This is a genomic window from Pseudomonas sp. 5P_3.1_Bac2 (assembly GCF_025465995.1).
In the GTDB taxonomy this organism is placed as follows: domain Bacteria; phylum Pseudomonadota; class Gammaproteobacteria; order Pseudomonadales; family Pseudomonadaceae; genus Aquipseudomonas.
In genome coordinates this window covers 1,216,630-1,236,974 of the sequence record NZ_JANLNY010000006.1, presented here as the reverse complement: position 1 = coordinate 1,236,974, position 20,345 = coordinate 1,216,630, and the positions used below count along the sequence as shown (strand labels likewise).

General features: G+C 60.3%; 18 protein-coding genes. 16 read left to right on the top strand and 2 right to left on the bottom strand.

From position 1 onward, the window contains the following. The first annotated feature begins 279 nt into the window (after window positions 1–279). The 5 genes from pedF to NTD81_RS09775 all read left to right on the top strand — a co-directional run bounded on the left by pedF (window position 280) and on the right by NTD81_RS09775 (window position 3,848). A complete protein-coding gene (gene pedF, locus NTD81_RS09795) occupies window positions 280–699 on the top strand; it encodes a cytochrome c-550 PedF (RefSeq protein WP_262181996.1) in 420 nt (139 codons plus the stop codon). 6 nt (window positions 700–705) lie between these two features. Beyond that, window positions 706–1,602: a substrate-binding periplasmic protein gene (locus NTD81_RS09790; RefSeq protein ID WP_262181994.1), complete on the top strand. Its 897-nt coding sequence runs from the start codon at window positions 706–708 to the stop codon at window positions 1,600–1,602. Between the two features lie 42 nt (window positions 1,603–1,644). Continuing rightward, window positions 1,645–2,394 (top strand): quinoprotein dehydrogenase-associated SoxYZ-like carrier, encoded by a 750-nt coding sequence (locus NTD81_RS09785; RefSeq protein ID WP_262182088.1) that lies wholly within the window; start codon window positions 1,645–1,647, stop codon window positions 2,392–2,394. A gap of 136 nt (window positions 2,395–2,530) precedes the next feature. Further along, complete coding sequence (locus NTD81_RS09780) at window positions 2,531–2,848, top strand: EthD family reductase (RefSeq protein WP_262181993.1); 318 nt, start codon at window positions 2,531–2,533, stop codon at window positions 2,846–2,848. Window positions 2,849–2,921: 73 nt separating this feature from the next. Then, window positions 2,922–3,848 carry a quinoprotein relay system zinc metallohydrolase 1 gene (locus NTD81_RS09775; RefSeq protein WP_262181991.1) on the top strand — a complete coding sequence of 309 codons (927 nt, stop codon included), beginning with the start codon at window positions 2,922–2,924 and terminating at the stop codon, window positions 3,846–3,848. 192 nt (window positions 3,849–4,040) lie between these two features. Here the strand turns inward: NTD81_RS09775 and NTD81_RS09770 are convergent, their stop codons facing one another. After that, window positions 4,041–5,279, bottom strand: a complete 1,239-nt coding sequence (locus NTD81_RS09770; protein WP_262181989.1) for an ABC transporter substrate-binding protein — start codon at window positions 5,277–5,279, stop codon at window positions 4,041–4,043. 181 nt (window positions 5,280–5,460) lie between these two features. Further along, entirely contained in the window at window positions 5,461–7,608 is a 2,148-nt protein-coding gene (locus tag NTD81_RS09765) for a phosphocholine-specific phospholipase C (RefSeq protein WP_262181987.1), read from the bottom strand. A gap of 268 nt (window positions 7,609–7,876) precedes the next feature. Between NTD81_RS09765 and NTD81_RS09760 the strand changes: the two genes are divergently transcribed. The 11 genes from NTD81_RS09760 to NTD81_RS09710 all read left to right on the top strand — a co-directional run bounded on the left by NTD81_RS09760 (window position 7,877) and on the right by NTD81_RS09710 (window position 20,263). Next, on the top strand, window positions 7,877–9,652 hold the full coding sequence (locus NTD81_RS09760; RefSeq protein ID WP_262181986.1) for a methanol/ethanol family PQQ-dependent dehydrogenase: 1,776 nt from the start codon (window positions 7,877–7,879) through the stop codon (window positions 9,650–9,652). Window positions 9,653–10,098: 446 nt separating this feature from the next. After that, complete coding sequence (gene bdcA / locus NTD81_RS09755; RefSeq protein WP_262181985.1) at window positions 10,099–10,818, top strand: SDR family oxidoreductase; 720 nt, start codon at window positions 10,099–10,101, stop codon at window positions 10,816–10,818. A 213-nt stretch (window positions 10,819–11,031) separates the two neighbouring features. Further along, window positions 11,032–12,303 carry an NAD(P)/FAD-dependent oxidoreductase gene (locus NTD81_RS09750; RefSeq protein ID WP_262181984.1) on the top strand — a complete coding sequence of 424 codons (1,272 nt, stop codon included), beginning with the start codon at window positions 11,032–11,034 and terminating at the stop codon, window positions 12,301–12,303. Continuing rightward, window positions 12,300–13,076, top strand: coding sequence for a thiosulfate oxidation carrier protein SoxY (locus tag NTD81_RS09745; RefSeq protein ID WP_262181982.1), 777 nt, complete (start codon window positions 12,300–12,302; stop codon window positions 13,074–13,076). Before NTD81_RS09750 ends, NTD81_RS09745 begins: the two co-directional genes overlap by 4 nt. A 164-nt stretch (window positions 13,077–13,240) precedes the next feature. Continuing rightward, on the top strand, window positions 13,241–14,761 hold the full coding sequence (locus NTD81_RS09740; RefSeq protein WP_262181981.1) for an aldehyde dehydrogenase family protein: 1,521 nt from the start codon (window positions 13,241–13,243) through the stop codon (window positions 14,759–14,761). A 405-nt stretch (window positions 14,762–15,166) separates the two neighbouring features. Continuing rightward, window positions 15,167–15,238: a pyrroloquinoline quinone precursor peptide PqqA gene (pqqA, locus tag NTD81_RS09735; protein ID WP_003253598.1), complete on the top strand. Its 72-nt coding sequence runs from the start codon at window positions 15,167–15,169 to the stop codon at window positions 15,236–15,238. Between the two features lie 48 nt (window positions 15,239–15,286). After that, window positions 15,287–16,201 carry a pyrroloquinoline quinone biosynthesis protein PqqB gene (gene pqqB, locus NTD81_RS09730; RefSeq protein ID WP_262181978.1) on the top strand — a complete coding sequence of 305 codons (915 nt, stop codon included), beginning with the start codon at window positions 15,287–15,289 and terminating at the stop codon, window positions 16,199–16,201. A 15-nt stretch (window positions 16,202–16,216) separates the two neighbouring features. After that, a complete protein-coding gene (pqqC, locus tag NTD81_RS09725; RefSeq protein ID WP_262181976.1) occupies window positions 16,217–16,969 on the top strand; it encodes a pyrroloquinoline-quinone synthase PqqC in 753 nt (250 codons plus the stop codon). Continuing rightward, window positions 16,966–17,244 (top strand): pyrroloquinoline quinone biosynthesis peptide chaperone PqqD, encoded by a 279-nt coding sequence (gene pqqD / locus NTD81_RS09720; RefSeq protein WP_262181975.1) that lies wholly within the window; start codon window positions 16,966–16,968, stop codon window positions 17,242–17,244. The genes pqqC and pqqD overlap by 4 nt, the downstream gene beginning before the upstream one ends. Then, on the top strand, window positions 17,216–18,370 hold the full coding sequence (gene pqqE, locus NTD81_RS09715) for a pyrroloquinoline quinone biosynthesis protein PqqE (RefSeq protein ID WP_262181972.1): 1,155 nt from the start codon (window positions 17,216–17,218) through the stop codon (window positions 18,368–18,370). The genes pqqD and pqqE overlap by 29 nt, the downstream gene beginning before the upstream one ends. 27 nt (window positions 18,371–18,397) lie before the next feature. Beyond that, on the top strand, window positions 18,398–20,263 hold the full coding sequence (locus NTD81_RS09710; RefSeq protein WP_262181970.1) for an alpha/beta hydrolase family protein: 1,866 nt from the start codon (window positions 18,398–18,400) through the stop codon (window positions 20,261–20,263). Window positions 20,264–20,345: the final 82 nt, after the last annotated feature.

Genomic DNA, 20,345 nt, shown 5'->3' with positions numbered 1-20,345 from the left:
GTGCAGCCGCGACGGCGACCTGGCGGATGGATAGTGAAACCAGCGGCTGGCGGCTGATACGGAAAAACTCCCGCACTTGCCGGGAACAATTCCCAAAGCACCTATGAATTAGCCTTGCTGCTAAAGCTGTTGCTGCAGCGGTCCTAAGCCCTACTACCAAGGGAGTAGAAACGAACGACCAAAGCAGAATTCGGTGAGGCAGGGCCAGTTCCTAAGATGCTCGCAGACAAGCTCTGCGTGAGCTGTTTTTGCGTGCATTAAGGTGATGAGGCCCTAAACATGAAAGTACATAAGAAGAATGTTTTTGCCCTACTGGCTATGGCCTTTAGCGCCAGCGTCTGGGCGCATGGCGACGTAGTTCCGCAGGCGGTGAAAACAGAGGGCCTAGAGCCGCTGGGAGAGGAGTGGCGCGAAGAGAACCCCTATCGTGGTAACCCGCGCGCCATCGAGATCGGCTCCTCGGCCTATAACCAAAACTGCGCCGCGTGCCATGGTCTGGAAGCGAAATCCGGTGGTATCGCGCCTGATCTGCGCCTACTGGAAAAAGGCGCGATGGGTGATGAGTGGTTCAAAGAGCGAGTGATCAATGGCGCCGTGCGTGATGGCCGGGTGTACATGCCGAAAATGGCTGACTACCTGAGCCAAGAGGCGCTTTGGGCTGTGCGTTCCTACCTTGAGAGCGTCGCCATCGAGGAGTAAGTCGCCATGCGCCGCCATTTGCTGGTGCTGGTTGTGCTGTTACATGCCCTGAGCCTGCTGGGTTTACCCGCGCAAGCTCAGGTGCGTGATTACGACACGATTATCCAATCGGGTGTGCTCAAGGTCGCCCTGTATAAAGACTTCCCGCCGTATAGCTTTACGCAAGATGGCCAGCCTCGCGGCACTGATTACGATATCGCCCAGGCCTTGGCTAAGGCCTTGGCGGTAAAGCTTGAAGTGATTTGGGCGCCACCGGGCGAGAAGCTCGATGACGACCTGCGCGACTACATTTGGAAGGGCCATTACCTGCGCCCCAAACAGTTGGCCGACGTGATGCTGCGCGTGCCGTATGACCGTGAGTTTTCCTACAAGCGCAATGAGCTGGGCGAGCTGATTAACGAGCGGGTGGTGATGTTTGGCCCTTATCAGCGCGAGCGTTGGCAGGTGGCCTATGACAAGCGCCGACTCAAGGCGGTGCCCAGCGTGGCGGTGTTCCGTAGCCATCCGATTGGGGTTGAGGTGGAAAGCGTACCGTCTTTTTATCTGTCTTCTGTATTTGAAGGCTCCCTCAGCCAGCAAACCCACCATTACAGCACCCCTGAACTGGCCTTTGCGGCGATGCAGGCCGCGCAAGTAGATGCCGTAATGGCCTTGCGCGGTGAAGTGCAGTGGCTGTACGGCCAAGCTCACGACCAACACTTGGCACTGGCGGAAAACGCGTACCCGAACATGGGGCGCCAGGTGTGGGATATCGGCATGGCGGTGCATGAAAGCAACCGGCAACTGGCCTATGCCCTCGAGGAGCAGCTCGAGCAACTGATCTTGAGCGGTGAGCTGAAGAAGATCTTCGCCCGCTATGGTTTGAACTACGAGTTGCCAGAGCTCTACCAAGAGAGCCAATAACCTGGGCAAGGCGGACATCACGCGAGGAGTGTTGCGATGGAGCTGGATTGGCGTTCATTTCTGCTACTGGCGTTGTTGGCCTTTGCCTGCGACAGCAAGGCCACCTCAACCGACCCGGTGACTTCGGTGATGTGGGATTACTATCACCAGCGCCTGCTCGGCGGCGAGGCGTTTGTGTTTGATGAGCAGGTTAAGCTCAGCGCGCCGCCTTTTGCGGAGGATGCCCGGCAGGTGCCAATTCAGATCGACGCCACAGCGCTCAGCGATGAGGTGGTGCGTATCCTGGCCTGGGCCGAGCTTAACCCCATCCCGCAGATCGTTGATTTTCGCCCCGGTGAGCAGGTGCTGCCGCGCTTGGCCATTCGTATCCGCATCGAGCAAGCCACACCGATCCGCGCTGCCGTGCAAACCCGCGACGGCCTGTGGCATATCGGCTCGACATACATTGAAGCGGCTGGTGGCGGTTGTACCGCGCCCAGCGTGGTCAGGGCCCAAGCCGGTTGGGAGGAGCACTTAGGCGAAGTGCTGGGTAAGCGCTTTACCCTGGCCGATGGCAATCGCCTGCGCTTGCAGGTGGCCCATCCCATGGATAACGGTTTGGTCGGCGGCATCCCGGAGTTCTTTCTCAACCAAGCTGAGCTGCGCGATTTACAAGGCCAGCGGTTGGCCGTTATGGAGCTATTCCCGGCAGTCAGCGAGAACCCCACCATCAGCCTGGATATGCGCGATGCCACGCCTGCCGAGCTGTGGCTGCGGGATAACAATGGCAATGAATTTAAAGCCCAGCTGTAGTCCAAGAGCCAGTGCCTGCGCACTGTGCGCGGCCATCGGCGCTGCTTATGCTGTGCTGAAGCCGGTGTATTCAGGCACTTAACTATTTATCGCGAGGCTGTACGGCTCGCGCTCAATTGACAATGTGAGGTTTGCGATGATCAAGGTCAGTGTGCTGTACCCCTATCAACCCGGCGTGCGCCTTGATCTGCAGTATTACTGCGAGCGGCATATGGCCATTGTCCGTGAATGCTTGGGTGAGGCCCTGCAAGGCATTGCCGTGGAGTCCGGTTTAACGGGAGCGACTCCTGGCAGCACGCCTGCGTACGTGACCATGGGCCATCTGTACTTCGCCAGTGTTGAGGCGTTCCAACAGGCTTTCGCCCCCCACGCGGAGCGAATCATGGCGGACTTGCCGAACTTCACCGACAGCCAGCCGACCATCCAGATCAGCGATATCGTCCTGACGCCTTAAGCATCACCGCCTGAATGGCCAGTACGCGGCCTGCGTCCTGGCCAGCCGTAGAACCTGCGACGAGGAAATCAGCATGCGCTGGATGGGCTTACTGCTGCTGTGCTTATGTGCCGGGGCCAATGCCGAGTTGCAGTATCAGTTGCAGCCCCGGCAAATTGCGCCAGATGTGTGGCTGGTCGAGGGCAGCACCGATAACTTCTCGCAGGACAACGGCGGCGCCATCGTCAATGTCGGTTTTATCGTCACCGGCCAGGGTGTGGTGGTGATCGATAGCGGGCCGTCCAAACACTATGGTGAAGCCCTGCGCCAAGCCATTGGCCGCGTCACCCCCCAGCCCATCGTTAAGGTGCTGCTGACCCATCATCATCCCGACCATGTACTGGGCAATCAGGCCTTTAGTGACGTGCCCATCGCCGCCCTTAAAAGCACCACCGAGCTGTTGGCCGAGCAGGGCGATGGCATGGCGGAAAACATGTACCGCTTGGTCGGCGACTGGATGCGCGGCACTGAGGTGCTGTTGCCTACTGAGGCAATCCAGGCCGGTGAACTCAGCATCGCCGGCCGGCCCTTGCAACTGCTGGCCCTGCGCGGCCATACCGGCGCGGACCTGGCCATTCTGGATAAAACCAGCGGCGTGCTGTTTGCCGGCGACATCCTGTTTTATCAGCGCGCCCTGACCACCCCCAACACGCCGGGCTTGGATATCTGGCTGGCGGACCTTGATCAACTGCAAAGCCTGCCATGGCAGCAACTGGTCCCCGGCCACGGCCCGGTGGCTAAGGACGCTAAGCCCTTTGCGCAAATGCGCGATTACCTGAGTTGGCTCGACCAATTGCTGCTAAATGGCGCAGAGCAGGGCGCGGAGATGAATGAGCTGATCCGCGCACCGATCCCCGAGCGTTTTGCCGCGATTAACTTGACTCGCTATGAGCTGATTCGCAGCGTCAGTCATCTGTATCCCCGTTACGAAGCGGCGCGGCTGGAGCGGGTTGATCAGTAATAAGGCCCGCTCTTAAGGCTGTCCGGGTTATCCGTGCTGCGAGTGCGGGCGCGGAGTTACTGTCATACCGACTGCTTGCGCAAGCTTTAGGGCCAATAAGGTCCGTGTCGCGGCCACTCGTTTGATCGGTTGCAGGCATGTAATGGGCGGCTCAAGCAGCGTTTATCTTTGGCTGCTTGGGCCGCCGCTGCTTTACAACAACTGCAACTGCTCGCCGCGCTCTTGCTGCCAGTCATCCTCGCTAGGGGCGGCCTGTTCACCGTCCATGCGGTGGATGATTTCGAAGTAGTGCTGCTTAAAGCGGTCTTGCATGATCTCGTTGCGTTTGCGCACACGCACGGCGTAAATGCTTTGCACGTTTTGGTGGTCGAAGGCGCGCCACTGTTGTGTGTCCTTGAGCAGGCTGTAGCTGTGCTCTTCAAGCGCAGTGATCAGGCGTTCGCTGTCGAGGCTTTGGCTGCGCTGCACGGCGTCGGCCCACTGCTTGACGATGGCGTAGGCGGAGGCGCTGGTGCTGCCGGGGTATTCCTGATGGGCTTGGATATAGCGCTCGACAAAGGCTTGGCCGCTGGCGCTTTGCAGTTCGGCGGGCAGGTTCCAGGTCCAGGCCTCGGTGCCGATTACGCCCTCCATGACCAACGGTCCGGCTTGTTGGATGACGCTTTTGGTGAGGTTGGGCACGATTACCTGCATGTGTTTTTTCAAACCGATCTGATGCACCAGCTGCATGCTGCGTTGCAGGTTTTCCCCGAGCAAAATCAGCACCAGCACGTCAGCTTTGCTACGTGCTGCCTTATCAAGTGCCGCTCGGTATTGGGCGCTGCTGACCACACCGGCCGGCAAGGCGCTGCGGCCATGGCGGGCGCGGTCGCTGGTGCTGGTGGTTTGCCGCAGGGCGGTTTCCATGCTGCGGCCCCAGGCATCGTCGACGATGATGTAGTGAAAGCGCTGGCGCGGCAGGTGCCAGGCAAGGTATTCGCCGAGCACCTTGGCGCTCATGTAAGCACTGTTGGATTCACGAAACAGATAGCGATGGCCTTCCTGGGCGGTCACTTCGTTGGCGTAGCCCAAGGTGGCGAAATACAGCAGGCCTTGTTCACGGGCTTGTCGGCCAGCGGCGATGGCTTCCTCGCTGGTGGCGCCGCCAAACACCATGCGTGCGCCTTGCTCGGCAAACTGCTTAACATTGTTGGCGGCCTTGCTGGCTTTGGCGCTGCTGTTGCGGCTTAACAGCTCCAGCGGTTGACCCAGTACGCCACCACTTTGGTTGATCTCATCCACGGCTAATAACGCGCCACGGCGCAGTTCCAGACCTTCGTCTTTGTAGTTGCCGACGCGGGGGTAGTTGAGGCCGATCTTGATCGTGGCGGCATAACTGCTGTTCAGCAGGCAGGCGAGCAAGAGGCAGCTGACTATTATGATTCGACCCATGGTGTGGCTCCTGATTGGCAGAGCCTGGGTTGTAACCTTGGTCAGCGGTGCTGCGAATGCTCTTTTAAGGGCGGCGACCTAGCACTTAAGTCGCCGCACTGGAGTAGGTATCGGTGAGGAATAGTCTGGGCTCGCTGCGGCAAGGTCTGCGCGATAAGCCAGACCTTGCCCGAGCAGCGCGCTAAGCCTTGCCCATCAACGGATCGCTGATGCTGTGCCGGCCGCTTTCCAGTCGCCCGGCCAGGCGATACAGCCACTGTTGTTGATCACGCAGGGTGAAGTCATACCAGCCGCCACTGCTGCGTCTGTCAAAGGTCTGCACATGCTTGCCGTGGGCTGGCAGGTTGATTAGCCAGGGGCCTTGCTCGGTGTAGGGGCAGCGTTCGATGGTCAGGGCCAGGGCCTGGCCGCTGGGGTTGAACAGCTCGATCTGGAGATGCTCATCGGCTGGGGTGATACGCACCAGCGCTTGCGGCTGCATAAGGTTGCCGCGCAGTTCGCGATGGAAGCCATTGGGGCCGAGCAGCCACAGGTGGTAGTCGGCATTGCTGCTCCAGCTGTCGCTGAGCGCCTTGCCGGCTTCGATGGTGTAGCGGCGGGGCACGTCATCCAGCTTGAGCATGTTGTAGACGTGCAACACCACGCCTTGTTCGCCGGTGTTGAGCAGGGTCAAGCTGACTTGTTGCTGCGCCGGATGCAGGCTGTGTTCGACATGCGTCTGATACGGCAGTGCCCGCGACGGCCGGGCCATGCGCGGTTGCCAGGGCAGTTGCTGGCTACTGGCCGAGGGCAGCGGCACTTGGGGCAGGGCCTGTTGTTGCTGGCGCAGGCTGTCGGCGCTTTGTTTGCTGATGCTGTGCAGTTTGGGCAACGGTTCATCGTTGGGATTGGCGAAGTTAAAGGCGGAAGTCAGATCGCCACACACGGCGCGGCGCCAGGCGCTGATATTAGGCTCTTGCACGCCGAAACGGCGCTCCAGAAATTGCAGCACCGAGGTGTGATCAAACACTTGCGAGTTGACCCAGCCGCCACGGCTCCACGGCGACAGAATCAGCATGGGCACCCGTGGGCCGGGGCCATACACGCGGTTATCCGGCGCTGGCTGTAAGCGGCTCCCTGGCGGTGCAGGGTGGTTAAATAACTCATCGGCAAAGGCCACGGTGGACTGCCCGGCAAAGCTGCCATCGGTGCGTGGCGAAGGCGGTGAAGGCGAGGGGATATGGTCGAAGAAACCATCGTTCTCGTCATAATTGACGATAAATACGGTTTTGCTCCACACCTGCGGGTTTTCCGTCAGCGCTTCGAGAATTGCCTGGGTGAACCAGCCGCCTTGGACCGGGCTGGAAGGCCCAGGGTGTTCAGAGTAGGCGGCCGGCGCGACGATCCAGCTCACCTGCGGCAACTGGCCGGCGCTAATGTCGGCGCGCAGGCCATCGACCATGCCTTGCAGGTCGTTGCTATTGGCCGCCGGCAGGGTGTTGCCGTTGCCTTTGTAGAGCGGCGCGATGGCCTCATGTTCAGGCCGATAGGGCACAAATTTGGTGAAGTTCGCCGCTGGCTGCGCCGGGTTACCGACCTTGATACTGGCCTCGCGATACTGGCGAAAACCGGCTAAGGGATTATCGCCAAAGTTATCCGGCAGATACTGATAAACCTTCCAGCTGACGCCGTGCTCTTGCAGGCGTTCGGGGTAAGTCTTCCATTGGAAACCGACCGAGGCCGGGCCGGGTGCATCCCATTCATTGACCACCAGAGCGACGTTAGCCGCCGAGGCGCCGTTACTGCCGGTCCAATGGAACAGGCGGTTGGCGGAGGTGCCGGCGTGGATCGAGCAATGGTAGGCGTCGCACAGGGTGAAGGTGTTGGCCAGGGCAAATTGGAAGGGCAGTTCCTGCTCGCGGTAATAGCCCATCGAGGTGGTGGTTTTGTGGGTCGGCCACTGACTCATACGGCCGTCGTCCCACGCCCGGTGCTCGTCCAGCCAGGTGTGCGGCGTGCCATTGACACGCTGGGCGTTACCGCGCGTGCTGTCGAGGTGATAGGGCAGCACTGTGCGATTGCTCCCTTGCTGTTGCCACACTGAACGGGCGCCGGGCAGGGGAATCGTGAAGCGATCACTGAAGCCGCGCACGCCGGGCAGGGTGCCGAAGTAATGATCGAAGGCGCGGTTCTCCTGCATCAGGATCACCACATGTTCAACGTCTTGGATCGTGCCGGTACGGTACGCGGCAGGGATTGCGAGGGCTTTGCGAATGGACGGCGGGAGCAGGCTAAAGGCTGAGCCAATGGCGGCTGCTTGCAGGATTTTGCGCCGGGTTAGATCGGTCATGGGCTGGGACTCCTGTCGTGGGAAATAACGCTAGGGCCAACCTAACGGGCAAAAATAACAGGGCTATGACTCTCGGCAAGATTCGCGGTGAGGCTCCGCCAAGCGTCTCAACGCGCACGGCAGCCGTGGCCTGCAGGGCAGTATTGCTACCAAGGAAGTAGCTAAATCGGCACTGCGATCAATTGTTGCGCAGCCCCCGGCACCGAAGAATCTGTGCCAGATCGGGAAAATTTCCCGGCGCTAACAATGAACCCGCAGAGGTAGCCGCATGAAACACTCCGCTTTTCGTCAGCCCTTGATGCTCAGTGCCTTATGTCTGGCCATGCTTGCGCACACCGCGCCGAGCCTGGCTGTGACTGACCAAGAAATCCTCAACGATGGCAAGACCACTGACCAGATCGTCACCAACGGTCTGGGCCTTGAGGGGCAGCGTTACAGCCCGCTGGCCACACTCAATACCGACAACATCAAGCAGCTGCGCCCGGTTTGGGCCCTGTCTTTCGGTGGGGAAAAGCAACGCGGTCAACAAGCCCAGCCGCTGGTCAAAGATGGCGTGATGTACGTGACCGCCTCTTACTCTCGGGTATTCGCGGTGGATGCGCGCACCGGCCGTGAGCTGTGGCAATACGATGCGCGTCTGCCGGACGATATCCGTCCTTGCTGCGACGTGATTAACCGTGGTGTGGCCCTGTATGGCGATCTGGTGATCTTCGGCACCCTCGATGCCAAACTGGTGGCACTGAACAAAGACACCGGCAAAGTGGTGTGGCGCAAAAACGTCGCCGATCACAAAGCCGGTTACTCGATCACCGCGGCACCGTTGGTGGTCAATGGTCGCCTGATCACTGGGGTATCCGGTGGTGAGTTCGGCGTGGTCGGTAAAATCGAAGCCTATGATCCGAAAAACGGCGATCTGCTGTGGAGCCGCCCGACTGTGGAAGGCCACATGGGCTACGTCTACAAAGATGGCAAGGCCGTGGAAAATGGCATCAGCGGTGGCGAAGCCGGTAAAACCTGGCCGGGCGACCTGTGGAAGACCGGTGGCGCGGCGCCTTGGCTCGGCGGCTACTATGACGCAGAAACCAACCTGCTGTTCTTCGGCACGGGTAACCCGGCGCCGTGGAACTCGCACCTGCGTCCTGGCGACAACCTGTTCTCGTCCTCGCGCCTGGCGCTGAACCCGGAAGACGGCAGCATCAAGTGGCACTTCCAGACCACGCCACATGACGGCTGGGACTTCGACGGCGTCAACGAGCTGATCTCGTTCAACTACCAAGAGGGCGGCAAAACCATCAAGGCCGCGGCCTCGGCTGACCGTAACGGTTTCTTCTACGTTTTGGATCGCACCAACGGCAAGTTCATTCGCGGCTTCCCCTTCGTGGATAAGATCACCTGGGCTAAAGGCTTGGATAAGAATGGCCGGCCGATCTACGACGACAGCAACCGTCCTGGCTCACCAAGCGCTCAAGAGAAGGGCAAGAGCGTGTTCTCGGCGCCGGCATTCCTCGGTGCGAAAAACTGGATGCCAATGGCTTACAGTCAGGACACCGGTCTGTTCTATGTACCGTCCAACGAGTGGGGCATGGACATCTGGAACGAAGACATCGCCTACAAAAAAGGCGCGGCTTACCTCGGTGCCGGCTTCACCATCAAACCGCTGAACGAGGAGTACATCGGCGTGCTGCGCGCCATCGACCCGAAAACCGGCAAAGAAGTGTGGCGCCACACCAACTACGCGCCGCTGTGGGGCGGGGTGCTGACCACCAAGGGCAACCTGGTGTTTACCGGCACGCCAGAAGGCTTTTTGCAGGCCTTTAACGCCAAAACCGGCGAGAAAGTCTGGGAATTCCAGACTGGCTCCGGCGTACTGGGCTCGCCTGTAACCTGGGAAATGGACGGCGAACAATACGTTTCCGTGCTGTCCGGTTGGGGTGGCGCCGTGCCGCTGTGGGGCGGCGAAGTGGCCAAGCGGGTCAAGGACTACAACCAAGGCGGCATGCTCTGGACCTTCAAACTGCCCAAAGAGCTGGTCGGGCAAAAGTAATGAGCTGAGGCGTCAGCGTTAACCCAATGGCCGGCATTTGCCGGCCATTGGCGTTTCTGGCGCCTGCTTTGTATGGACTGAGCTAAGCGCAAGGCGGGTGAGGGCCGCTCTTCTTGCTGCTCAAGCGCGGCAGTCTCGGTGAGCACTCTGGAGGCGATTTAGCCTGATCAAACAGCGCGAGACAAACCCGTACGGGCGCTCTAGCTTGAGGGTTTTCAGGGGGTTATCCGCGATTTACTGACCGTTCATCCCCAAAGCGTTTGACCGATTTTGCCGGCTCTGGCTTCATATGTATCGATCAGTACATAAATGGTCGTAAGGTCCGACAATTCAGGTCAACCTTTACAGATTTATGACGCAGCACGTGCTTACCCGTGCTGCCAAGTCAGTGCTTTAACGTCGCTAAAACGCTTGAGATCAAGCTCTTATCCCTTGGAGATACAACCATGAGTTCATCCACTAACAAACCCAGCAAAGTCTTAGTTCTTGGTGGCAGCCGTGGCATTGGTGCGGCTATTGTTAGGCGCTTCGCGGCACAGGGCGCCCACGTCACCTTTACCTATGTCAACTCCCGCGAATCGGCGGAAAAACTGGCTGCACAAACCGGCAGCAAAGCGCTGCATTTGGACAGCGCCGACCGCACCGCATTGATCTCCACCATTGAGTCGCTTGGCGCCATCGACGTTTTGGTGGCCAACGCCGGCGTGCTGCGCACGGGCAACCCGTTGGAAATCAGCCCGGTGGAGATCGACTACCTGTTCCAGGTCAACATCAATGCGTCTTATCACGCTGCGGTCAGCGCCGCGAAAAACATGCCGGACAATGGCCGCATCGTGCTGATTGGCTCGACCAACGCCGATCGCATCCCCATGGGCAATGCCTCTGCCTACGCGGCCAGTAAGTCGGCGCTGCAAGGCATGGTTAAAGGCTTGGCGCGTGACTTTGGCGAGCGTGGCATCACCGTCAACGTGGTTCAGCCTGGCCCGACTGACACCGATATGAACCCAGCCAATGGCCCGCGCAAAGACTTCATGCACAGTTTTATGGCGATCAAACGCCATGTGAAAGACGAAGAAGTCGCGGCCATGGTTGCCTGGCTGGCCAGCGCCGAAGCCAACATGGTCACCGGTGCGGCATTGACCGTGGATGGTGGTTTCGCGGCTTGATGGGTTGTACTTCGGCCGTGATGAGTTCCAGCGCTGCGCAGCCAACACCCCCTGGGGGTTAACCGCGCCTGCGTTAGGCAGGGTGTAAGCGCCGCGCAGGCGCTTGCAGCCTGCAGGTCCGTCTTTGGTGCTAAGTCATTAGGTCTAAAGACCAATACTGCTAGGTCTGTTCTTGCTTCAGCGTGCTGCCCACACCAGTTGGGGGAATCCAGCATGCCAAACCTCACGCGTCGTCATCTATTAACCGGCCTCAGTCTGCTGCCATGGCTGTTGCCGAGCACAGTGCAAGCCAATATTGGCCGGGCGCGAGTGGTGGTGGTCGGTGGCGGTTTTGCCGGTGCGACTGCTGCCCGTTATCTCAAGCGCCAAGCCCCCGAGCTTGAGGTGCTGCTGGTCGAGCCGAAAACGCAGTTTTATACCTGTCCGTTTAGCAACCATGTGCTCGCGGGGTTGCAGCCGCTTAACAGCCTTCGCCAAAGTTACCAGCGCTTGCAGCACGCCGGTATTCGGCATATCCGCCAAAGCGCCGCGCATATCGATTTAGCTAAAAACCGCCTGCTGCTGAGTAACGGCGAGGTGTTGCCTTACGACCGCTTGCTGTTGGCCTGCGGCATCAGCATGAACTGGCAGGCTCTGCCTGGCTACGATCAAGCCGCCGCGCAGTTGCTGCCCCACGCTTGGCAGGCCGGTGCGCAAACCGCGTTGTTGCACCGGCAATTGCAGGCCATGGATGACGGCGGCGTGGTGCTGATCAGCGTGCCCGATAACCCCTATCGCTGCCCGCCGGGGCCCTATGAGCGGGCCAGTTTGATTGCCCACTATCTGAGCCTGCATAAACCGCGCAGCAAGCTGCTGATCCTCGACAGCAAAGACAGCTTCTCCAAGCAGGCGCTGTTTCAGCAGAGCTGGCAGCAGTTGCATGCGCAACGTATCGAATGGCTCAGCCGCGCCGAGGGCGGGCGCGTGGTGGAGGTGGATGCGCGAAGGCGTACGTTGATCTGTGAGTTTGGTCAGCGTCATCAGGGCAACGTGGTCAACCTGATCCCGCCCCAGCAAGCGGCGGACATCGCACGGCAGGCTGGGTTGGTGGATCGCAGTGGCTGGGTGCCGATTCACGCCGCGAGTTTTCAGAGCCAAGTCCATCCCAAGGTTTATGCCATTGGCGATTGCTGCATCGCCGCGCCGATGCCCAAATCCGCCTATAGCGCCAATGCCCAGGCCAAGGTGGCGGTGGCGGCGCTGTTGGCGGATCTGGCTGGCAGCGCGCCCGCCGCCGCGCCGTTGCGTAATACCTGTTACAGCGCCTTGGCACCAGGGCGCGCGGTATCGATTGCGGCCAACTATGAGCTGCAACACCAGCGTTTGGCCGAGGTGGCGGGCAGCCTGAGCCTGAGCCCGTTGGATGGCAACGCGCAGTTACGGGCCAAAGAAGCCGTCATGGCTGAGGCTTGGTACCACAGCATCACGGCGGATGCCTGGGGATGATGCACGGCCAGCTAAGCAACTGCCGAGTGCGGCGGCGCTGCATCGGCATCTGGCTATTGGCCCTGGCCTTATCTGGCGTGCCCATGCTTAGTGCAGGCAGCGACTGGGGCCAGGCGGCGCCATGGCTCGAGCCGTGGTTAGCGGGCCGCGCGCCGCAACCTGCGGGCTTAACAATGGCGGCGCCAGCCTGGGTCGAAGACGGCGCCTTTGTGCCCATCGACATCAGCCTGCAGGGCGCCACTGCACCAGTGTCGCTGAGGCTTTTGCGCAGCGCTGAGGATGAGCCACGGATTGCCGATATCCAGCTCAACAGTTGGGCCGAGCCGCTGCGCTTAAGCACCCGAGTGCGCTTATCCCGCACGCAAAAACTGCTGCTGTTGGCCCGCGATGCCAACGGCAAATTGTGGTTGGCCGCACAAGCGGTGGAGGTGCTCGGCAGCAGCTGTCTGGACCCGCAGCCGCGAGCTGAACCACGCAACACCGGGCAGATTCAAGGCTGGCTTGCCGGTGAGGCGGAACTGGAGCTGCGCACCTTGCTGCAGCACCCGATGCAGACGGGGTTGCGTCCTGATCAAGACGGTGGATTGATCCCCCGTCATCTGCCGCAAAGCTTCACGCTGTCTACGGCTAAAGCCGTATTGATGCAGGTCGAACCTTTTGATGGACTGTCAGTCAACCCGTATTGGCGGCTGTTACTGCCCCTCGCGCAGCGTCCACTGCGTCTACACTGGGTTGACGGTGATGGCCGCGAATACCGCCTTGAACTGCCCTGATGCTGCGTAGATAGCCGGGCAATCAAGGCTTGCGGCTCTACTACCAAATGACGAGAGGTTTTGTGCCATGGGCGCATACCTGCGCCTTTGGTGCCTTTCTAAGATCCAGTCATGACCTGCTCCCGTCACTGGAGCAGGCTCCGCCACCAGAGAGGTTTTTTCCCATGCTTTACGCCAAACCCGGTACCGCAGGTGCACTGCTGACCCTCAAGCCACGCTACGGCAACTACATCAACGGTGAGTTTGTCGCGCCGGTAAACGGCAGCTATTTCACCAACACCAGCCCGGTGGACGGCTCGGTAATTGGTGAGTTTCCCCGTTCCAGTCGTGAAGACATCGACCTGGCGCTGGACGCTGCTCACGCCGCTGCCGATGCCTGGGGGCGTACCTCGGTCCAAGAGCGTTCGCTGATCCTGCTGAAAATCGCTGACCGTATCGAGCAAAACCTTGAGCTGCTGGCTGTGACGGAAACCTGGGACAACGGCAAGCCCGTGCGTGAAACCCTGAATGCCGACATCCCCCTGGCCGCCGATCACTTCCGCTACTTCGCCGGTTGCCTGCGCGCCCAAGAAGGCAGCGCCGCTGAAATCAACGACACTACCGCGGCCTATCACTTCCATGAGCCATTGGGCGTAGTGGGGCAGATCATCCCGTGGAACTTCCCGCTGCTGATGGGCGCCTGGAAGCTGGCGCCGGCGCTGGCCGCCGGTAACGCCATCGTGCTCAAGCCTGCCGAGCAAACCCCGCTGGGCATCAGTGTGCTGATGGAGCTGATCGGCGACCTGCTGCCTAAGGGCGTACTCAACGTGGTGCAAGGTTTTGGCCGCGAAGCCGGTGAAGCCCTGGCCACCAGCAAGCGCATCGCCAAAATCGCTTTCACCGGCTCGACGCCGGTGGGCTCGCACATCATGAAGTGCGCGGCTGAAAACATCATTCCGTCGACCGTGGAGCTGGGCGGCAAGTCGCCGAACATCTTCTTCGAAGACATCATGCGCGCCGAGCCTGAGTTTATCGAGAAGGCCGCTGAAGGTCTGGTGCTGGCCTTCTTTAACCAGGGCGAGATTTGCACCTGTCCATCCCGTGCGCTGGTGCAGGAGTCGATCTATGAGCCCTTCATGAATGAAGTCATGAAGAAGATCAAACAGATCAAGCGCGGCGACCCGCTGGACACCGACACCATGGTCGGCGCTCAGGCCAGCCAGCAGCAGTTCGACAAGATCCTCTCGTACTTCGAGATCGCTCAGCAAGAAGGCGCCGAACTGCTTACCGGTGGTGGCGTCGAGAAGCTCGAAGGTGGCTTGGCGACTGGTTATTACATCCAGCCGACCCTGCTCAAGGGCCACAACAAAATGCGTATCTTCCAGGAGGAAATCTTCGGTCCGGTGGTCAGCGTGGCCACCTTTAAAGACGAAGCCGAAGCCCTGGCGATTGCCAACGACACCGAGTTCGGTCTGGGCGCTGGCGTGTGGACCCGCGACATCAACCGCGCCTACCGCGTGGGCCGTGGCATCAAAGCCGGTCGCGTATGGACCAACTGCTACCACCTGTACCCGGCGCACGCCGCATTCGGTGGTTACAAGAAGTCCGGCGTGGGCCGCGAAACTCACAAGATGATGCTCGACCACTATCAGCAAACCAAAAACCTGCTGATCAGCTACGACATCAACCCGCTGGGTTTCTTCTAAGTACAGCATTGTGCCAGCTGGCGTATTCGCTCCAATACGCCAGCCTCCTTTCTGCAAATTGCCCTTGGGCGGTTGTGCTGGTGACCCTTCAGCAAAGCAGCGCGGCTTCGGCCGCGTTTTTTATTGCCTGCGCAAAAGTGCCCTCGGTGCAAGCGCCTGTGCGGCGATTGCACCCTACGCGAGGGAGGCCGACGCTAGGTAGGGTGTGTAAGCCGCGTAGCGGCGTAACGCACCAATAAGCGGTCTGATACTGCCTTTTTATCGTCTAAAAAACTCCTTTGCCTTCAACTGCTTGCTACCAATGAAAGGCAAATCTACTTCCAAAGTACCATTTGGCCATGCAGGCGCAGGGCGCTTAATGAGGCAGCCGGAATTCGCCGGCGTCGATAAAAAGAGGACCGCGCCATGTGGACTAAACCCGCGTTTACCGACCTGCGTATTGGCTTCGAAGTGACGATGTATTTCGCCAATCGTTGATCGATCTTTGCCCCGGCTCGCCGGGGCATCCTCATTTGGATTTCTGCCATGTACATCCACATTCTCGGTTCGGCCGCCGGTGGTGGTTTCCCCCAGTGGAATTGCAACTGCCGTAACTGCGCCGGAGTGCGCGATGGCAGTGTGCGGGCGCAATCGCGCACGCAGTCGTCGATTGCCATCAGCGATAACGGTGTGGACTGGATTCTGTGCAACGCCTCGCCGGATATCCGCAGCCAGATCGAATCCTTCCCCGCGCTCAATCCGGCACGGCGGCTGCGCGATACGGCCATTGCCGCAATCGTCCTGCTCGACAGCCAGATCGACCACACCACAGGCCTGCTGACCCTGCGCGAAGGCTGTCCGCATCAGGTGTGGTGCACGGAAATGGTCCACCAGGACCTGAGCAGCGGTTTTCCGCTGTTCAATATGCTGAGCCACTGGCACGGTGGCCTCGAGCACCACCTGATCGGCCTGAATGCCGAGCCCTTTAGCATCCCGGCTTGCCCACACCTAAGCATCACGGCGATCCCGCTGCTCAGCAGCGCGCCGCCGTACTCGCCGCACCGGGGTAACCCCCATCCGGGCGACAACATCGGTTTGTTTATTGAAGACCGGCGCACGGGCGGCAAGCTGTTTTACGCCCCAGGCCTCGGCCAAGTGGATGAGCAACTTCTGGCTTGGATGCGCCGCGCCGACTGTTTGCTGGTGGACGGCACCCTGTGGCGCGATGACGAAATGATCGTCAGCGAAGTCGGCGACAAGCTCGGCAGCAGCATGGGTCACCTGCCGCAAAGCGGCCCCGGCGGCATGCTTGAGGTATTAGCCCAGGTGCCCGCGGCGCAGAAGATCCTTATCCATATCAACAACACCAACCCGATCCTCGACATCGACTCGCCTGAGCGCGCGCAGCTGAATGCGCAAGGCATTGAGGTGGCGTGGGACGGCATGGCTATCGAATTATAAAAATCAGGAGTCGCCATGGGTCAGACGGCCATGAGCCCCGCTGAGTTTGAGCAAGCCCTACGGGCGAAAGGGGCTTACTACCACATCCATCACCCGTTCCATCAAGCCATGTATGCCGGCACCTGCAGCCGCGAACAGATCCAGGGCTGGGTGGCCAACCGCTTTTACTATCAGCTGAATATCCCGCTTAAAGACGCGGCGATCATGGCCAACTGCCCGGATCGCGACACCCGCCGCGAGTGGCTGCAACGCATCCTCGATCACGACGGCAAGCAGGGCGATGAGGGCGGTATTGAGGCCTGGCTGCGTTTAGGCGAGGCGGTGGGGCTTCAGCGCGAGCAGATCCTCTCCCAAGAGCTGGTGCTGCCCGGCGTGCGATTTGCTGTGGACGCTTATGTCAATTTCGCCCGTCGCGCCAGTTGGCAGGAGGCGGCCAGCAGCTCGCTGACGGAACTGTTCGCCCCGCAGATTCACCAGTCGCGGCTGGACAGTTGGCCGGCCCATTACCCCTGGATTGAGGCGGATGGCTACGCCTACTTCCGCTCGCGCCTGACCCAGGCGCGGCGTGATGTCGAGCACGGCCTGCGGATCACCTTGGCGCACTACAACACTTACGCGGCGCAGCAGCGCATGCTGGAGATTCTGCAATTTAAGCTCGACGTGCTGTGGAGCATGTTAGATGCCATGAGCATGGCCTATGAGCTGAATCGTGCGCCGTACCACAGCGTCACCAGCGAGCGCGTCTGGCACCGGGGGATCGCCCCATGACTGGGGCCATGTTGCAGCAAGTGCCCAAGCTGCGCCGGGGCTTTCGTATGCAGTGGGAGCCGGTGCAGAACTGTCACGTGCTGCTCTATCCCGAGGGCATGATCAAGCTCAACGACAGCGCCGGGGAGATCCTCAAACAGGTCGACGGGCAGAGCAATGTGGCGCAGATCATCGCCAGCTTGAGCGCGCGTTTCCCCGGCGTGCCGGGCATCGATGAAGACATCCTCGCCTTTATGGAGGTCGCCAGTGCTCAGTTCTGGATCGAGCTGCAATAAAGCCGCAACTCCGCCAGGGCCGCCGATGTGGTTGCTGGCCGAGCTGACCTATCGCTGCCCGTTGCAGTGCCCGTATTGCTCCAACCCGCTGGATTTTTCCCAGCACGGTCAAGAGCTGAGCACCGCTGAGTGGATCGAGGTGTTCCGCCAGGCCCGCGAGTTGGGCGCCGCGCAGCTGGGCTTTTCCGGTGGCGAGCCGCTGGTGCGACAGGACCTGGCCGAGCTGATCAAAGCGGCGCGGGACATGGGCTATTACACCAACCTGATCACCTCCGGCATTGGCTTGACCGAGCAGCGTATCGCCAGCTTTAGCGAGGCCGGGCTGGACCATATCCAGATCAGTTTTCAGGCCGCGGACGAGGAGGTGAATAATCTCCTCGCCGGTTCCAAGAAGGCCTTCGCCCACAAGCTGGCCATGGCCCGGGCGGTGAAGAAGCATGGCTATCCGATGGTGCTGAACTTCGTCACCCATCGGCACAACATCGACCATATCGAGCGCATCATCGAGCTGTGTCTGGAGTTGGAGGCGGATTTTGTTGAGCTGGCCACCTGCCAGTTCTACGGCTGGGCTGAGCTCAATCGCGCCGGTCTGTTGCCGACCAAAGCGCAACTTGCGCGGGCCGAGCGCATCACTAACCAGTGGCGCGACAAGCTGGCGGCGCAGAAGCATCCGTGCAAGCTGATTTTCGTCACCCCGGACTATTACGAGGAACGGCCCAAGGCCTGTATGAACGGCTGGGGCAATCTATTCCTCGACATCACCCCCGATGGCACTGCTTTGCCGTGCCACAGCGCGCGGCAGTTGCCGGTGCAGTTCCCTAATGTGCGCGAACACAGCATTGCTCACATCTGGCGTGAGTCGTTTGGTTTTAACCGCTTTCGTGGCTACGACTGGATGCCCGAGCCATGTCGCTCCTGCGACGAGAAGGAGCGCGATTTCGGCGGCTGTCGCTGTCAAGCCTATATGTTGACCGGCGACGCCAGCAATGCGGACCCGGTCTGTAGTAAATCGCCCCATCATGGACTTATATTGGCTGCCAGGCAGCAGGCCGAAGAGGCCCCTGGCAGTCTGGCGAGCCTGCGCATGCGCAACGAACAGGCCTCTAAGCTGATTTGTAAAGCCTAACCTTGTCGCCCTTGAGGGAGTCGCACGATGCCTGCACAGCCTTATGGCCACTGGCCGAGTGATTGGAGCAGCTTGGCGGCTGCCGCAGCAGGGCGTGACTTTGCCGAACTGCGCGCCGGGCTGGGCGGCTTGGTCTGGTCGGAGTTTGATCCCGCCGATGGCCGCACCAGGCTATGGCGCTGGACGCCGCAGCAGCGCCAGTGTCTGAGCCCCGATTTAGTCTCAGTGCGCAGTCGGGTTTACGAGTACGGCGGCGGCGCTTTCTGCCTGTCCGATCTCGGTTTGGCTTGGGTCAACGAAGCCGATCAGCAAGTCTACTGGCAAGTCTTGGGGGGCGAGCCGCAGCCCATCAGCCGGCTGTTGCACTGCCGTTACGGCGACCTCAATTACGACCGCCTGCTGCATGCCGTGCTGGCTGTCGAAGAAGAGCACGGCGATCAAGCCGTCGTGCATCGTTTGGTGTCCTTAAGTTGCGCTGGTGAGCCACGCCAGGTGGTGGCGCAGGGCGCCGACTTTTACAGCGCGCCGACCCTCAGTGGCGATGGCCAGCGGCTGGCCTGGATCGAGTGGGATCGGCCATATCAGCCTTGGCTCGCGACGCGTCTGTGTGTGGCCCAGCGCTTGTCCGATGGAACTTGGTCGGCGCCACAGACAGTGGCGGGGCAGGCCATGGATCAGGCGTTGCAACAGCCGCTATTCGACCCCCAGCAGCGTTTGTTGGTCATGAGCGATGTCCATGGCTTTTGGCAGCCCTGGCGTGAAACCCAGGCTGGCAGTGGCTTGCTCCAGCCACTGCCAGCCAAACCTTGCGACCATGCCGGGGCACCCTGGCAAATGGGCGCGCGCAGTTATCAGGTGTTTGCCCAAGGCATGCTGCTCAGTGGCTTCAACAGTGGTTACGGCTGGCTGCTGGACAGCCATGAATTGGCCGGCGGACAACGTCGCTTAGCCAGTGAATACAGCCGCTTTCGCCAACTGGCCATGGATGAGCAGTATTTCTATGTCATTGCCGCCAGCCCGCTGCGCCCCAGCAACATCTTGGCGATAGAGCGCAGCAGCGGCGCGCTGCGGGTCTTGGCCAGCACGCCTTGTGCTTTGCCAGCGACTGAGGTTTCGCCGCCCGAGCCTTTGAACTATCCCACTGCTGACGGCCAGTTGTGCCATGGTTTTTTCTATCCACCGCACAACAGCCGCTGCTCTGCGCAGCCCTTGCAGCGCCCGCCACTGTTGGTGTTTTTGCATGGCGGCCCGACCTCAGCCTGTTACCCAGCCTTCGACCCGCGCATCCAGTTCTGGACCCAGCGCGGCTTTGCCGTGGCGGATCTCAATTATCGTGGCAGCAGCGGGTTTGGCCGCGCCTATCGCTTAAGTTTGCACGGCACCTGGGGCGAGGCGGAGGTGGCGGATGCCGAGGCGCTGGTTGACCATCTGGCCGCGCGTGATTTGATTGATCCGCAGCGGGCGTTTATTCGCGGCGCCAGTGCTGGGGGGTATACCGCCCTGTGCGCCTTGGCCTTTAGCCGGGTGTTTCGTGCCGGTGCCAGTCTCTATGGGGTGAGTGATCCGCTGCGCTTGCGCGCCACCACCCATAAATTTGAAGCCGATTACCTGGACTGGTTAATCGGTGATCCGCTGCAGCATCCGCAGCGCTATGCCGCGCGTACGCCTCTGCGGCACGCTGCGGCGATTCGCGCGCCGGTAATCTTCTTTCAAGGCGGCTTGGACGCCGTGGTCCTGCCTGAGCAAACCGCGCAAATGGTCAGTGCGTTGCAGCAGCAGGGGGTGGAGGTGGAGTCAATCACCTATGCCGAGGAGCGCCATGGTTTTCGCCAGGCGGAGAATCTGGCCGATGCCCTAGACCGTGAGCTGGCCTTTTATCAACGCTACCTTTAAGCGGCAACTGCGAGGGGCAGGACCAACAGCCAATTGCATAAAGTTACAAATTGAGTAGGCTGGCGAGCCATTACAGATAACA